General features: G+C 66.9%; 12 protein-coding genes and 1 riboswitch. Of the genes, 10 read left to right on the forward strand and 2 right to left on the reverse strand.

Annotated elements, in window-relative coordinates:
* Positions 1-151: 151 nt before the first annotated feature.
* Complete coding sequence (locus NRF20_RS32370; RefSeq protein ID WP_398629689.1) at positions 152-1,126, forward strand: carbohydrate kinase family protein; 975 nt, start codon at positions 152-154, stop codon at positions 1,124-1,126.
* Between the two features lie 14 nt (positions 1,127-1,140).
* On the opposite strand, the gene NRF20_RS32375 is transcribed toward NRF20_RS32370, so the two are convergent.
* Positions 1,141-2,523: a cysteine desulfurase/sulfurtransferase TusA family protein gene (locus NRF20_RS32375; protein WP_398629688.1), complete on the reverse strand. Its 1,383-nt coding sequence runs from the start codon at positions 2,521-2,523 to the stop codon at positions 1,141-1,143.
* Between the two features lie 270 nt (positions 2,524-2,793).
* Between NRF20_RS32375 and coxB the strand changes: the two genes are divergently transcribed.
* The 4 genes from coxB (at position 2,794) to NRF20_RS32395 (ending at position 7,307) form a co-directional block, all read left to right on the forward strand.
* The gene (coxB, locus tag NRF20_RS32380) at positions 2,794-3,756 is read left to right on the forward strand and encodes a cytochrome c oxidase subunit II (protein WP_398629687.1); all 963 of its coding nucleotides are present in this window, start codon (positions 2,794-2,796) and stop codon (positions 3,754-3,756) included.
* Complete coding sequence (gene ctaD / locus NRF20_RS32385) at positions 3,753-5,489, forward strand: cytochrome c oxidase subunit I (protein WP_398629686.1); 1,737 nt, start codon at positions 3,753-3,755, stop codon at positions 5,487-5,489. The genes coxB and ctaD overlap by 4 nt, the downstream gene beginning before the upstream one ends.
* Entirely contained in the window at positions 5,486-5,884 is a 399-nt protein-coding gene (locus NRF20_RS32390) for a cytochrome c oxidase subunit 4 (protein WP_398629685.1), read from the forward strand. Before ctaD ends, NRF20_RS32390 begins: the two co-directional genes overlap by 4 nt.
* A gap of 160 nt (positions 5,885-6,044) precedes the next feature.
* Positions 6,045-7,307, forward strand: a complete 1,263-nt coding sequence (locus NRF20_RS32395; RefSeq protein WP_398629684.1) for an Ig-like domain-containing protein — start codon at positions 6,045-6,047, stop codon at positions 7,305-7,307.
* 57 nt (positions 7,308-7,364) lie between these two features.
* On the opposite strand, the gene NRF20_RS32400 is transcribed toward NRF20_RS32395, so the two are convergent.
* Positions 7,365-7,766: a response regulator transcription factor gene (locus NRF20_RS32400; RefSeq protein WP_114244129.1), complete on the reverse strand. Its 402-nt coding sequence runs from the start codon at positions 7,764-7,766 to the stop codon at positions 7,365-7,367.
* Positions 7,767-7,953: 187 nt separating this feature from the next.
* Here NRF20_RS32400 and NRF20_RS32405 point away from each other — a divergent pair, with 187 nt between their 5' ends.
* The 5 genes from NRF20_RS32405 (at position 7,954) to trpD (ending at position 13,308) form a co-directional block, all read left to right on the forward strand.
* Entirely contained in the window at positions 7,954-8,574 is a 621-nt protein-coding gene (locus NRF20_RS32405; protein ID WP_114244128.1) for a heme-copper oxidase subunit III, read from the forward strand.
* A 62-nt stretch (positions 8,575-8,636) separates the two neighbouring features.
* Positions 8,637-9,446, forward strand: coding sequence for a c-type cytochrome (locus tag NRF20_RS32410; RefSeq protein ID WP_266361897.1), 810 nt, complete (start codon positions 8,637-8,639; stop codon positions 9,444-9,446).
* Positions 9,443-10,495 carry a Rieske 2Fe-2S domain-containing protein gene (locus tag NRF20_RS32415; protein WP_398629682.1) on the forward strand — a complete coding sequence of 351 codons (1,053 nt, stop codon included), beginning with the start codon at positions 9,443-9,445 and terminating at the stop codon, positions 10,493-10,495. Before NRF20_RS32410 ends, NRF20_RS32415 begins: the two co-directional genes overlap by 4 nt.
* Entirely contained in the window at positions 10,492-12,117 is a 1,626-nt protein-coding gene (locus NRF20_RS32420) for a cytochrome bc complex cytochrome b subunit (RefSeq protein WP_398629681.1), read from the forward strand. Before NRF20_RS32415 ends, NRF20_RS32420 begins: the two co-directional genes overlap by 4 nt.
* A 126-nt stretch (positions 12,118-12,243) precedes the next feature.
* Positions 12,244-13,308: an anthranilate phosphoribosyltransferase gene (trpD, locus tag NRF20_RS32425; protein ID WP_398629680.1), complete on the forward strand. Its 1,065-nt coding sequence runs from the start codon at positions 12,244-12,246 to the stop codon at positions 13,306-13,308.
* A gap of 83 nt (positions 13,309-13,391) precedes the next feature.
* Positions 13,392-13,509, forward strand: a riboswitch (SAM riboswitch).
* The last annotated feature ends 17 nt before the right edge of the window (positions 13,510-13,526 follow it).

Here is a 13,526-nt window from a genome sequence, read left to right on the forward strand (position 1 = left end):
GTAGACATCGCACGCCTCGGGAAGAAAGACCTACTATCGGGTAGTTTTCCCCCCTTCAGGGCGAGTGCGGGGAACGGGTAGCGTGAACTGTCACGCCGCCCCGGGAACGCAGTCACCCGTTCCCCCCGATCTCCGCAGGAGCAGTCTCCCCGTGCGAATCGCAGTCACCGGCTCCATCGCCACCGATCACCTCATGACCTTCCCCGGCCGTTTTGCCGACCAGCTGGTCGCGGATCAGCTGCACACGGTCTCGCTCTCCTTCCTGGTCGACAACCTCGACGTGCGCCGGGGCGGTGTCGCCGCCAATATCTGCTTCGGCATGGGTCTGCTGGGCACGAACCCGATCCTGGTCGGTGCCGCGGGCTCCGACTTCGACGAGTACCGTGCCTGGCTCGACCGCCACGGCGTCGACACCGGTTCGGTCCGGATCTCCGAGGTCCTGCACACCGCCCGGTTCGTCTGCACGACGGACGCCGACCACAACCAGATCGGCTCCTTCTACACGGGCGCGATGAGCGAGGCCCGGCTCATCGAGCTGAAGGCCGTCGCCGACCGTGTCGGCGGCCTCGACCTCGTCTCGATCGGCGCCGACGACCCCGAGGGGATGCTCCGCCACACCGAGGAGTGCCGCTCGCGCGGAATCCCGTTCGCCGCGGACTTCTCGCAGCAGATCGCCCGGATGGACGGCGACGAGATCCGGATCCTCCTCGACGGCGCCACGTACCTCTTCTCCAACGAGTACGAGAAGGGGCTCATCGAGTCCAAGACCGGCTGGAGCGACGAGGAGATCCTGGCCAAGGTCGGCCACCGGGTCACCACGCTGGGCGCCCGCGGTGTCCGGATCGAGCGGGCCGGCCAGGAGACGATCGAGGTCGGCTGCCCGGAGGAGGAGATCAAGGCCGACCCGACCGGCGTCGGCGACGCCTTCCGGGCCGGTTTCCTCTCCGGCCTCGCCTGGGGCGTCGGCCTGGAGCGCGCCGCCCAGGTCGGCTGCATGCTCGCCACCCTGGTGATCGAGACGGTCGGCACCCAGGAGTACACCCTGCGCCGCGCCCACTTCATGGACCGCTTCACCAAGGCGTACGGCCACGACGCCGCCGCCGAGGTCCGCGCGCACCTGGGCTGAGCCGAGGAAGAACCTCAGGTCAGCCGGCGGACCACATAGGCCGAGCCACGGTCCGCCGGCTCCTCGCCCACGTACTCCTGCTCGCGCATCGCACACCAGGCCGGGATGTCCAGGCGCGCCGCCTCGTCGTCACAGAGCACGGTCACCGTCCCGCCCAGCGGTACCTCCCCGATCACCTTTGCCAGCTCGATCACAGGGATCGGGCAGCGCTTCCCGAGGGCGTCGACCACCAGGGAGGCGGTCACGGCAGGGGAGGGGGGCGCGGAAACGGGAGCCCCCAGCCTCTCCCGTACCTCTGCCACCACCCGCGGCAGCACGTCCAGGAAGCGCTCGACCTCCTCGTCCGCGGTGCCGGCCGGCAGCGACACCCGTACGTTCCCCTCCGACAGCACCCCCATCGCCCTGAGCACATGGCTCGGCATCAGCGTGCTGCTGGTGCAGGACGAACCGGATGATACGGAGAATTCGGCCCGGTCCAGTTCGTGGAGCAGTGTCTCTCCATCGACATAGAGACAGGAGAAGGTCACCAGATGCGGCAGCCGCCGCACCGGATCGCCGACCACCTCCACATCGGGCACCAGCTGCGGCACTCGGGCCCTGATGCGGTCCACCAGGGCCCGCAGCCGCACGGACTCCGCCGCCGCCTCCGCCCGCACCGCCCGCAGCGATGCCGCGGCGGCCACGATCGCGGGAAGATTCTCGAACCCCGCGGCCCGCCCGGACTCCCGCTCGTCGGCCGGTCCTTGAACCGCGAACCGCACCCCCTTGCGTACCGCCAGCAGCCCGACACCCGAGGGCCCGCCCCACTTGTGCGCGCTGGCCGCCAGCAGCGACCAGCCGTCCGGAACCGGCCCCCAGCCCAGCGACTGCGCGGCATCCACCAGCAGCGGCACCCCCGCCGCCCGGCAGACCTCCGCGACCTCGGCCACCGGCTGTTCGGTGCCGACCTCGTGATTGGCGGACTGCAGACAGGCCAGCGCGGTGTCCTCGCGCAGCACCTCCGCGTAGGCCTCTGCACTCACCGCCCCCGACCGGTCCACCGCGACCTCGGAGACCGATCCGCCTTGCGCCTCATGGGCGGCGGCCGAATGGAGCACCGACGAGTGCTCCACCGCGGAGAAGACCAGATGGCGGCCGACACGCCGACGCCCCGCGAGAGCCCCGGAAATTCCGGAGTGCACCGCCCGCGTACCCGAAGGAGTGAATGTGAGCTCGTCCGGACGGCACCCGACGGCCTCCGCGGCGGCCTCCCGGGCCGCGTCCAGCAACAGCCGGGCCCGCCGCCCCTCGCGGTAGAGCCTGGCCGGGTCGGCCCACCCCTCGTCCAGCGCGGCAAGCAGCGCCTGGCGGGCGACGGGGTGCAGGGGGGCGGAGGATGCGGCGTCGAAGTAGGGCACGCGGCCACGCTAGCCCGCGCCGGGACCGAACCCGGGGACGGGCCGCCCGCCCAGCCAGGAGAGGGGGCGTCAGATGGCGGCCGGAGGCCCGTATTCCACCCCTTCGGGGTGTCGGGCGGCGCGTTGGGCACCCTCCCCGCGCGACCCCAAATAGCGTCCAGTAGGGTTTGGTCCGCATAAACATCCAAACCCCTGCCCGCGTCAGGGCGGCGACCGACCAGACAGACGGCCGCGCCGACCGCGCGGGCGAGACTCTCGGGAAGGCGCTACGTGAGTCCCAACGGCTCCGACCGCTCGTCGCGGCGCCCGATGCGGCGGAAGCTGCCGCAGGTGCTGACTGCGGGCCTGATCCTGGCGACCGCCACCGGTTGCACATACAAGGACTTCCCCCGCCTTGGTATGCCCACGCCGGTAACAGAAGAGGCACCACGGATTCTTTCCCTCTGGCAGGGCTCGTGGGCGGCAGCGCTCGCCACGGGCGTGCTGGTCTGGGGCCTGATCCTGTGGAGCGTCATCTTCCACCGGCGCAGCCGCACCAAGGTCGAGGTTCCTCCGCAGACCAGGTACAACATGCCCATCGAGGCGCTGTACACCGTGGTCCCTCTGATCATCGTCTCGGTGTTTTTCTACTTCACCGCGCGCGATGAATCGAAGCTCCTCTCGCTCTCCCCGAAGCCTGCCCACACGATCAACGTGGTCGGCTACCAGTGGAGCTGGGCCTTCAACTACATCGAGAACGTGGACGGCTCGCTCGCCACGGGCAACGAGATCCCCAAGGAGCTCGACGCCATCCCGGACAAGTTCCGGAAGGACTTCCCCAAGGGGGCGGAGGGCGTCTACGACTTCGGCGTCCCGGGAACCCGGAACCCGCAGAACGGCAACCCGGGTCCGACCCTGTGGCTGCCGAAGGGCGAGAAGGTCCGTTTCGTTCTGACTTCCCGTGACGTCATCCACTCCTTCTGGGTGGTGCCGTTCCTCATGAAGCAGGACGTCTTTCCGGGCCACACCAACGCCTTCGAGGTGACTCCCAAGGAGGAGGGCACCTACATGGGCAAGTGCGCCGAGCTCTGCGGCGCCGACCACTCCCGGATGCTTTTCAACGTCAAGATCGTCTCCCCGGAGCGCTACCAGGCGCACCTCAAGGAGCTGGCGAAGAAGGGCCAGACGGGCTACGTGCCGGCCGGCATCGAGCAGACTGACCCGGCCAGGAATGCGGAGACGAACAAACTGTGAGCATCCTCAACGAACCTCAGGGTGCCGCGGCAGCAGACGACTCGTACGAGGACGAGCTGCCGGTCCGGCGGAAGCAGCCGGGAAACGTCGTCATCAAGTGGTTGACCACCACTGACCACAAGACGATCGGCACGATGTACCTGGTCACATCGTTCGCGTTCTTCTGCATCGGCGGTCTGATGGCGCTCTTCATGCGCGCCGAACTGGCCCGTCCCGGCACGCAGATCATGTCGAACGAGCAGTTCAACCAGGCGTTCACGATGCACGGCACGATCATGCTGCTGATGTTCGCGACGCCGCTGTTCGCCGGATTCGCGAACTGGATCATGCCGTTGCAGATCGGCGCGCCCGATGTGGCGTTCCCGCGGCTGAACATGTTCGCGTACTGGCTGTACCTCTTCGGCTCGCTCATCGCGGTGGCCGGCTTCCTCACCCCGCAGGGTGCGGCCGACTTCGGCTGGTTCGCCTACTCCCCGCTCTCGGACGCCGTCCGTTCGCCGGGCATCGGCGCCGACATGTGGATCATGGGTCTGGCCTTCTCCGGCTTCGGCACGATCCTCGGTTCGGTCAACTTCATCACCACGATCATCTGCATGCGTGCCCCCGGCATGACGATGTTCCGCATGCCGATCTTCGTCTGGAACGTCCTGCTGACCGGTGTGCTGGTCCTGCTGGCCTTCCCGGTCCTCGCCGCCGCGCTCTTCGCGCTGGAGGCGGACCGCAAGTTCGGTGCGCATGTATTCGACGCGGCCAATGGCGGCGCATTGCTCTGGCAGCACCTCTTCTGGTTCTTCGGCCATCCAGAGGTGTACATCATCGCCTTGCCGTTCTTCGGAATCATTTCCGAAGTGATCCCGGTGTTCAGCCGCAAGCCGATGTTCGGCTACATCGGCCTGATCAGCGCGACGATTGCCATCGCAGGCCTTTCCGTGACCGTGTGGGCGCACCACATGTACGTCACCGGCGGTGTGCTGTTGCCGTTCTTCTCGTTCATGACCTTCCTCATCGCGGTACCGACCGGTGTGAAGTTCTTCAACTGGATCGGCACGATGTGGAAGGGGTCGTTGTCCTTCGAGACACCGATGCTCTGGGCCGTCGGCTTCCTGATCACCTTCACCTTCGGTGGTCTGACCGGTGTGATTCTCGCGTCGCCCCCGCTGGACTTCCACGTCTCGGACTCGTACTTCGTCGTCGCGCACTTCCACTACGTCATCTTCGGCACCGTGGTCTTCGCGATGTTCTCCGGATTCCACTTCTGGTGGCCGAAGTTCACCGGCAAGATGCTGGACGAGCGGCTCGGCAAGATCACGTTCTGGACGCTGTTCGTGGGCTTCCACGGCACGTTCCTGGTGCAGCACTGGCTGGGTGCCGAGGGCATGCCGCGTCGTTACGCGGACTACCTCGCCGCAGACGGCTTCACCGCACTGAACACGATCTCGACGATCTCCTCGTTCCTGCTCGGCCTGTCGATGCTGCCGTTCTTCTACAACGTGTGGAAGACCGCGAAGTACGGCAAGAAGATCGAGGTCGACGACCCGTGGGGCTACGGCCGTTCGCTGGAGTGGGCGACCTCCTGCCCGCCGCCGCGGCACAACTTCCTCACGCTGCCGCGGATCCGTTCCGAATCCCCGGCGTTCGACCTGCATCACCCGGAGATCGCGGCGCTCGAGCAGTTGGAGCACCACTCCGCGGATGACAAGGCCCTCGCTGGTGGCAAGGAGGCCGGTAAGTGAAGATCCAGGGCAAGATGTTCCTCTGGCTGAGCGTCTTCATCCTCGCCATGGCCGTCACGTACGGCGTGTGGTCGAAGGAGCCGGCCGGTACCACCGCGCTCTTCCTGGGCTTCGGCCTGAGCGTCATGATCGGCTTCTACCTGGCCTTCACGGCGCAGCGGGTCGACGCCATGGCTCAGGACAACAAGGAGGCCGATGTCGCGGACGAGGCCGGCGAGGTGGGGTTCTTCTCCCCGCACAGCTGGCAGCCGCTCTCGCTGGCCGTCGGTGGTGCCCTCGCCTTCATGGGCATCGTCTTCGGCTGGTGGCTGCTCTACTTCTCACTCCCGGTGATCCTGATCGGCCTGTTCGGCTGGGTCTTCGAGTACTACCGCGGTGAGAACCGCACCCAGTGACAGTGAGTCACCGCTCCACCTGACGGGGGGCCTGTACTTCTCCACCAAGGGAAGTACAGGCCCCCTGTTTGGCGTGTACTTATCCGCCAAAAGAAGTACAAATCCCCCGTTTGCAGTCACATTGCGCGCTTATAGGGATGAATCTTCATAGCGTGTGTTCATGAACCACGCGCCGCGCCTCCGCCCCGTAGTGAGCTGCACTCTGCTGGTCGTGACCCTGGTCGCAGGTGTGACCGCCTGCGGTGGGTCCAACGGCCACCCGCTCGCGGCGAAACCGTACGACGCGGCGGACGAGATCTCCTCCAATGTCCCCGAGGGCGACGAGAAGGCCGACTCCGACAAGCCGCTCGAAGTATCCGTCAACGACGACGACGGCCGGATCACGGACGTGTCGGCCGTGGACGCGATCGGACGCCATGTGGCCGGCGAGCTCGACGCCGACGGGCAGCGCTGGCACTCCACCTCCCCGCTCGCCGCCGGCGCCCGCTACACGGTCCGGGTCAGCATGGAGGACGGCGACGGCGACCCGGGAAGCCGCACGCTCTCCTTCGAGACCGCCTCCGCCAAGGCCAAGAAGCTCCTGAAGGTCACCTTCGGCCCTCAGGCGGGCACCTACGGCGTCGGACAGCCCATTACGGCGGAACTCAGCGCTCCGGTCAAGGACAAGGCGTCCAGGGTCATCGTGGAGCGTGCCCTGCGGGTCCGCTCCACGCCCGCCGTGACCGGCTCCTGGTACTGGGTCGACGACAAGATCCTGCACTACCGCCCCAAGGACTACTGGCCCGCCAAGGCCACCATCGAGGTCACCAGCGGCCTGACGGGCATCAAGGTCACCGACACGCTGTACGGAGCCCCCACGAAGGCGCTGAAGCTCACCACGGGCGACCGTGTCGAGGCCGTCACCGACGCCGCAGCGCACACGATGACCGTCAAGCGCAACGGGAAAGTGATCAACACCATTCCGGTGACCACCGGCAAGCCCGGCTTCTCCACCCGAAACGGAGTCAAGGTCGTGCTGAGCAAGGAGTACTCCGTACGCATGCGCGGGGAGACCATCGGCATCTCGGAGGATTCCAGCGACGGGTACGACCTGCTGGTCCACTACGCGACCCGTGTCACCTGGAGCGGCGAGTACGTGCACGCGGCCCCCTGGTCCACCGGTTCGCAGGGGTACGCGAACGTCAGCCACGGCTGTACGGGCATGAGTACCAGCCTGGCCGAGTGGTTCTTCAACACCGTGCGCACGGGTGACATCGTCCAGGTCGTCGGCAGTCAGGGCGAGATGATGACGCCGTTCGACAACGGCTACGGCGACTGGAACCTTTCCTGGGCCAAATGGCAGGAGGGCAGCGCTCTGCGGAAGAACGACACCCCGGACCGCACAGACACGTTCCAGGCGGCGCGACTGCGCCCCGAGGTCTGACCGGCCCGGGGAGTGCGCCGCCCCTCAGCGGGACTGCGGACAGAACCCCGGCAGGGCTCAGGCGTCCACGCAGTCCCTGCTGCGCAGCAGAGCGGCCAGGGCGTCCGCGAACTCGACCGGTTCGACCGGCAGGGTCACCGCGGCGTCCGCACGGCTCCAGGTGGCCAGCCAGGCGTCCTGCGGGCGTCCGATCAGCAGCAGTACGGGCGGGCAGTGGAAGATCTCGTCCTTGATCTGCCGGCAGACGCCCATGCCGCCCGCGGGTGCCGTCTCGCCGTCCAGCACACAGACGTCGATGCCGCCGTTGTCCAGTGCGTCCAGGACGGCGGGCAGGGTGGCGCACTCGAGGAATTCCACCGGTGGCACATCGGCCGCGGGCCTGCGCCCGGCTGCCAGCCTCACCTGCTCACGGGTGTTGGCGTCGTCGCTGTAGACCAGGACCGTGGCGGTCGGCTGCATTGTTCCTCCGTGACATCTGTGTCTTCGGGGCTTTCCGGGCATGAACCGATGCGCGGATCGTACTCCGCCCGATGGGCTGTCAGCACCGCCCGGGACAGCGGATTCATGGGCTGTTCGGGGAAGGCACACCCTGTTGACACACCGAACGGCACCCCCCGGAGTGAGGGCGGGATAAGGGACCGACATAATGTCGGTCGTGGCGACAGCAACGACAGTAGAAACCGGGCACGCGCACCCGTCGGTCAATCGACCGAACCTCACCAGCGTCGGAACCATCATCTGGTTGAGTTCCGAGCTGATGTTCTTCGCGGCCCTCTTCGCGATGTACTTCACCCTGCGATCGGTGACGGGACCGGACCACTGGAAGGAAATGGCTTCGGCCCTGAACTTCCCGTTCTCGGCGACGAACACCACGATCCTGGTGCTCTCCTCACTCACCTGCCAGCTCGGCGTCTTCGCCGCGGAGCGGGGCGACGTGAAGAAGCTCCGTACCTGGTTCGTGATCACTTTCGTGATGGGTGCGATCTTCATCGGAGGCCAGGTCTTCGAGTACACCGAGCTGGTGAAGAAGGACGGCCTCTCGCTGTCCTCCGACCCGTACGGCTCGGTGTTCTACCTGACGACCGGCTTCCACGGGCTGCACGTGACAGGCGGTCTCATCGCCTTCCTGCTCGTTCTGGGCAGGACATACGCAGCCAAGAGGTTCACCCACGAACAGGCGACCGCAGCCATCGTCGTGTCCTATTACTGGCACTTCGTCGATGTCGTGTGGATCGGCCTCTTCGCCACGATCTACATGATCAAGTAACCGGGCTCGAACCCGAACCACATCCAGCATCGACGCAGAAGATCCTGACACCGGGGTAATCCGTGAAAAAGCTCTCCGCACGACGACGCCATCCGTTGGCGGCGGTCGTCGTACTACTCCTCGCGCTGGCGGCCACTGGGGGGCTGTACGCCGCGTTTGCGCCCGCGAGTAAGGCGCAGGCCGACGACACCGCCCAGTCCCTCGCCATCGATGAGGGCAAGAAGCTGTACTCCGTCGGTTGCGCCAGCTGCCACGGAACCGGCGGTCAGGGCACCACCGACGGGCCGAGCCTGGTCGGCGTGGGCTCCGCCGCCGTGGACTTCCAGGTCGGTACGGGCCGTATGCCGGCGCAGCAGCCGGGTGCCCAGGTACCGAAGAAGAAGGTCATCTACAGCCAGGCCGAGATCGACCAGCTCGCGGCGTACGTCGCGTCGCTCGGCGCCGGTCCGATCGTTCCGACCAAGAACCAGGTCAGCCCTGACGGTGCGGACATCGCCAAGGGTGGCGACCTGTTCCGTACCAACTGCGCGCAGTGCCACAACTTCACCGGTGAGGGTGGTGCGCTGTCGAACGGCAAGTACGCGCCCAGCCTCGAAGGCGTGGACCCGAAGCACATCTACGAGGCCATGCAGACCGGCCCGCAGAGCATGCCGTCCTTCCCGGACACGACGATGCCCGAGCAGCAGAAGCGGGACATCATCGCGTACGTCCAGACCGTGAACAGCGGCCAGTCGGAGAACCCGGGTGGTCTCAAGCTGGGCGGCCTGGGGCCGGTCAGCGAGGGCTTGTTCGCCTGGATCTTCGGGCTCGGCGCACTGATCGCAGTTGCCATTTGGGTCGCGGCCCACACCGCTAAGGCCAAGAAGTCATGAGTAGCCAAGAGATTCCAGACGAGAACCTGCCCGCTGAGCAGGGCCCCGCGCACGGCGCGGTAGTGGTCGCGGACGACCCGTTCGCCGACCCGGGGCTGCCGGCCCACAAGCCGCGCATCCAGGACATCGACGAACGGGCCGCGAAGCGCTCCGAGCGCGCCGTGGCGTTCATGTTCACGCTGTCCATGCTGGCGACGGTCGGCTTCATCGCCTCGTACGTCATCTTCCCGGTCGACAAGATCGTGTACATCTGGCCCTTCGGCCATGTGAGCGCGCTCAACTTCTCCCTGGGTCTGACCCTGGGCGTGGCCCTCTTCGCGATCGGAGCCGGGGCCGTCCACTGGGCGCGCACCCTGATGTCCGACGTGGAGGTCGCCGACGACCGGCACGCCATCGAGGCCGAGCCCGAGGTCAAGGCGAAGGTCCTCGCCGACTTCGCGGCAGGCGCCGAGGAGTCCGCGTTCGGCCGGCGCAAGCTGATCCGCAACACCATGTTCGGCGCGCTGGCCCTGGTGCCGCTCTCCGGTGTGGTGCTGCTGCGCGACCTCGGTCCGCTGCCGGAGAAGAAGCTCCGCAACACCCTGTGGGCCAAGGGCAAGCAGCTCATCAACATGAACACGATGGAGCCGCTGCGTCCCGAGGACGTCGCCGTCGGTTCGCTTACCTTCGCCATGCCCGAGGGCCTGGAGGAGGACGCGCACGACTTCCAGAACCAGATCGCCAAGGCCGCGCTGATGATCATCCGCATCGAGCCGGACAACATCAAGGACAAGCGCGAGCGTGAGTGGGCCCACGAGGGAATCGTGGCCTTCTCCAAGATCTGCACGCACGTCGGCTGCCCGATCAGCCTGTACGAGCAGCAGACGCACCACGTGCTCTGCCCGTGCCACCAGTCCACCTTCGACCTCTCCGACGGCGCCCGCGTCATCTTCGGTCCGGCCGGTCACGCCCTTCCGCAGCTGCGGATCGGTGTGAACAGCGAGGGCAACCTCGAGGCGCTCGGTGACTTCGAAGAGCCCGTCGGTCCTGCATTCTGGGAGCGCGGATGAGTACTGCGACCGACACACAGCGCAAGGCGCCCGCCGGTGAGCGGGTGGCCGACTGGGCGGACGGACGCCTGGGGATCTACTCCCTGGCCAAGGCCAACATGCGCAAGATCTTCCCGGACCACTGGTCCTTCATGCTCGGTGAGATCGCCCTCTACAGCTTCATCATCATCATCCTCACGGGTGTGTATCTGACGCTGTTCTTCGACCCGAGCATGAGCGAGGTCGTGTACCACGGCTCGTACGAGCCGATGCAGGGCATCCGGATGTCCGCGGCCTATGCCTCGACGCTGGACATCAGCTTCGACGTCCGCGGTGGTCTGCTGGTTCGTCAGATCCACCACTGGGCCGCGCTGATCTTCCTGGCCGGCATGTTCGTGCACATGATGCGCGTCTTCTTCACGGGTGCGTTCCGCAAGCCGCGTGAGATCAACTGGCTGTTCGGCTTCCTGCTGTTCGTGCTGGGTATGTTCACCGGCTTCACCGGCTACTCGCTCCCGGACGACCTGCTGTCCGGTACGGGTGTCCGCTTCACCCAGGGCGCGATCCTGTCGATGCCGATCGTCGGCACGTACATCTCGATGTTCCTGTTCGGCGGAGAGTTCCCCGGTCACGACTTCATCGGCCGGTTCTACTCGATCCACATCCTGCTGCTGCCGGGCATCATGCTCGGTCTGCTGGTGGCGCACCTGATCCTGGTCTTCTACCACAAGCACACGCAGTTCGCGGGTCCCGGCCGCACCAACAAGAACGTCGTCGGCATGCCGCTGCTGCCGGTGTACATGGCGAAGGCCGGTGGCTTCTTCTTCCTGGTCTTCGGCATCATCGCCGTCATCGCGGCCATCGCCTCGATCAACCCGATCTGGAACATCGGTCCGTACCGTCCGGACCAGGTGTCCACCGGCGCCCAGCCCGACTGGTACATGGGCTTCGCCGAGGGTCTGATCCGAGTGATGCCCGGCTGGGAGATCAACCTCTGGGGCCACACGCTGGTCCTTGGTGTGTTCATCCCACTGATGGCCTTCGGACTGGTGCTCGGGATCATCGCCGTCTACCCGTTCGTCGAGTCCTGGATCACCGGGGACAAGCGCGAGCACCACATCCTGGACCGCCCGCGCAACGCCCCGACCCGGACGGCCTTCGGCGTCGCCTGGATCACCGAGTACGTCGTCGTCTTCATCGGTGGTGCCAACGACCTGTGGGCCACGCACTTCCACCTGTCGCTGAACGCCATCTCCTGGTTCGTCCGGATCTTCATCTTCGTAGGCCCGGTCATCGCGTTCGTCGTCACCAGGCGGATCTGCCTCGGCCTCCAGCGCCGCGACAAGGAGAAGGTGCTGCACGGGCGCGAGTCCGGCATCATCAAGCGCCTGCCGCACGGTGAGTTCGTCGAGATCCACGAGCCGCTCGGCCCCGAGCAGCTGCACACGCTCACCGCGCACGAGCAGTACGAGCCGGTCGAGATCGGCCCGACGGTCGACGAGAACGGTGTCGAGCGCAAGGTGCCCGCACTGCAGAAGCTGCGGGCCAGGCTCAGCAAGGGCTACTACGGCGAGAACAACCAGATCGCCAAGCCCACTGTCGAGGAGTACAAGGAGATCACCAGCGGCCACGGTCACCACTGATCGCCTGAACTGATCGCCACAGCAGGAGCCCCGTCCATCCGATGGACGGGGCTCTTCGCTGTCCCTGGCGCTCGATAGGGTGGGGGGCGACCCCTTTTATCGGCTATGGACCCCCAGGAGCGGACCATGAACGTTGTGACCCCGGTCGGCGGCGACAGCGTGGCGGACCGTTCCTGGCCCGGCGTGCTGAACCCGCTGCTGCGCGGCGAGAACCTGACCGCGGACGACACCGCATGGGCGATGGACCGCATCATGAGCGGTGAGGCGACCGATGTGCAGATCGCCGGTTTCGCGGTGGCCCTGCGCGCCAAGGGCGAGACGGTCGACGAGGTGTCCGGCCTGGTGAGCGCGATGTACAAGCACGCAAACACGATCCACGTACCCGGTCGCACGGTCGACATCGTCGGCACCGGCGGCGACCTCGCCAAGACGGTCAACATTTCCACGATGTCGGCGATCGTCATCGCGGGTACCGGCGCCAAGGTCGTCAAGCACGGCAACCGCGCCTCCTCGTCGGCGAGCGGTTCCTCCGATGTGCTGGAGAAGCTCGGCGTCAATCTGGAGCTCAGCGCGCAGCGGGTCGTCGAGGTCGCCGAGGAGGCGGGCATCACCTTCTGCTTCGCGGTGAAGTTCCACCCTGCCCTGCGCTATGCCGCCAGGGCCCGCAAGGAGCTCGGCACCCCGACGACGTTCAACATCCTCGGGCCGCTCACCAACCCGGCCAACGTCCGCTCCCAGGCCATCGGCGTCGCCGACCTGCGGATGGCGCCCATCGTCGCCGGTGTCCTTGCCGAACGCGGAAATTCGGCGCTGGTCTTCCGCGGCGACGACGGCCTGGACGAGCTGGCGACCACCGCGACCTCGCGCGTCTGGGTGGTCCGGGACGGATCGGTGCGCGAGGAGGCGTTCGACCCGCGCGACGTCGGTCTGGAGCTGGTGCCGGCACAGGCGCTGCGCGGCGCCGACGCCTCGTACAACGCGGATGTGGCCCGCCGGGTGCTGGCCGGCGAGCAAGGCCCCGTACGGGAGGCCGTGCTGCTCAACTCGGCAGCGGCACTGGTCGCGTTGGACCCGACGGACGGCATGCTGAACGAGCAGCTCGCCGCAGGGATCGCGAAGGCCGCCGAGTCCATCGACTCGGGGGCGGCCCGGCAGGCGCTGGAACGCTGGGTGGCGGTCAGCAACGCCTGACCCGACGGAATGTGACGCGGGGCGCGGTCCAGATCTTGGACTGCGCCTTGCGCGTTGACGCCCGTATGGCAAGATGCTGGGCAGGTCATGAGTGACAGCGACTACGGCCCCGGCCCGCTGTCCGGCAACCCTCCGTCCGTGGCGGGGTGCCCCGGGTGAAGACCAGGCCGTAGGCAGCGAGGTCTGCGGCAAGCGCGGGCCCCTCGGCATCTGTGAAT

The sequence above is a fragment of the Streptomyces sp. R-74717 genome (genome assembly GCF_047305335.1).
Classification (GTDB): Bacteria; Actinomycetota; Actinomycetes; order Streptomycetales; family Streptomycetaceae; genus Streptomyces; species Streptomyces atratus.

What these genes read in the sequence shown, in the direction of transcription:
- NRF20_RS32405 (WP_114244128.1), top strand. Translation starts at nt 7,954, where the DNA reads ATGTCGGTCGTGGCGACAGCAACGACAGTAGAAACCGGGCACGCGCAC.
- trpD (WP_398629680.1), top strand. Translation starts at nt 12,244, where the DNA reads ATGAACGTTGTGACCCCGGTCGGCGGCGACAGCGTGGCGGACCGTTCC.
- NRF20_RS32395 (WP_398629684.1), top strand. Translation starts at nt 6,045, where the DNA reads ATGAACCACGCGCCGCGCCTCCGCCCCGTAGTGAGCTGCACTCTGCTG.
- NRF20_RS32420 (WP_398629681.1), top strand. Translation starts at nt 10,492, where the DNA reads ATGAGTACTGCGACCGACACACAGCGCAAGGCGCCCGCCGGTGAGCGG.
- NRF20_RS32400 (WP_114244129.1), bottom strand. Translation starts at nt 7,766, where the DNA reads ATGCAGCCGACCGCCACGGTCCTGGTCTACAGCGACGACGCCAACACC.
- NRF20_RS32415 (WP_398629682.1), top strand. Translation starts at nt 9,443, where the DNA reads ATGAGTAGCCAAGAGATTCCAGACGAGAACCTGCCCGCTGAGCAGGGC.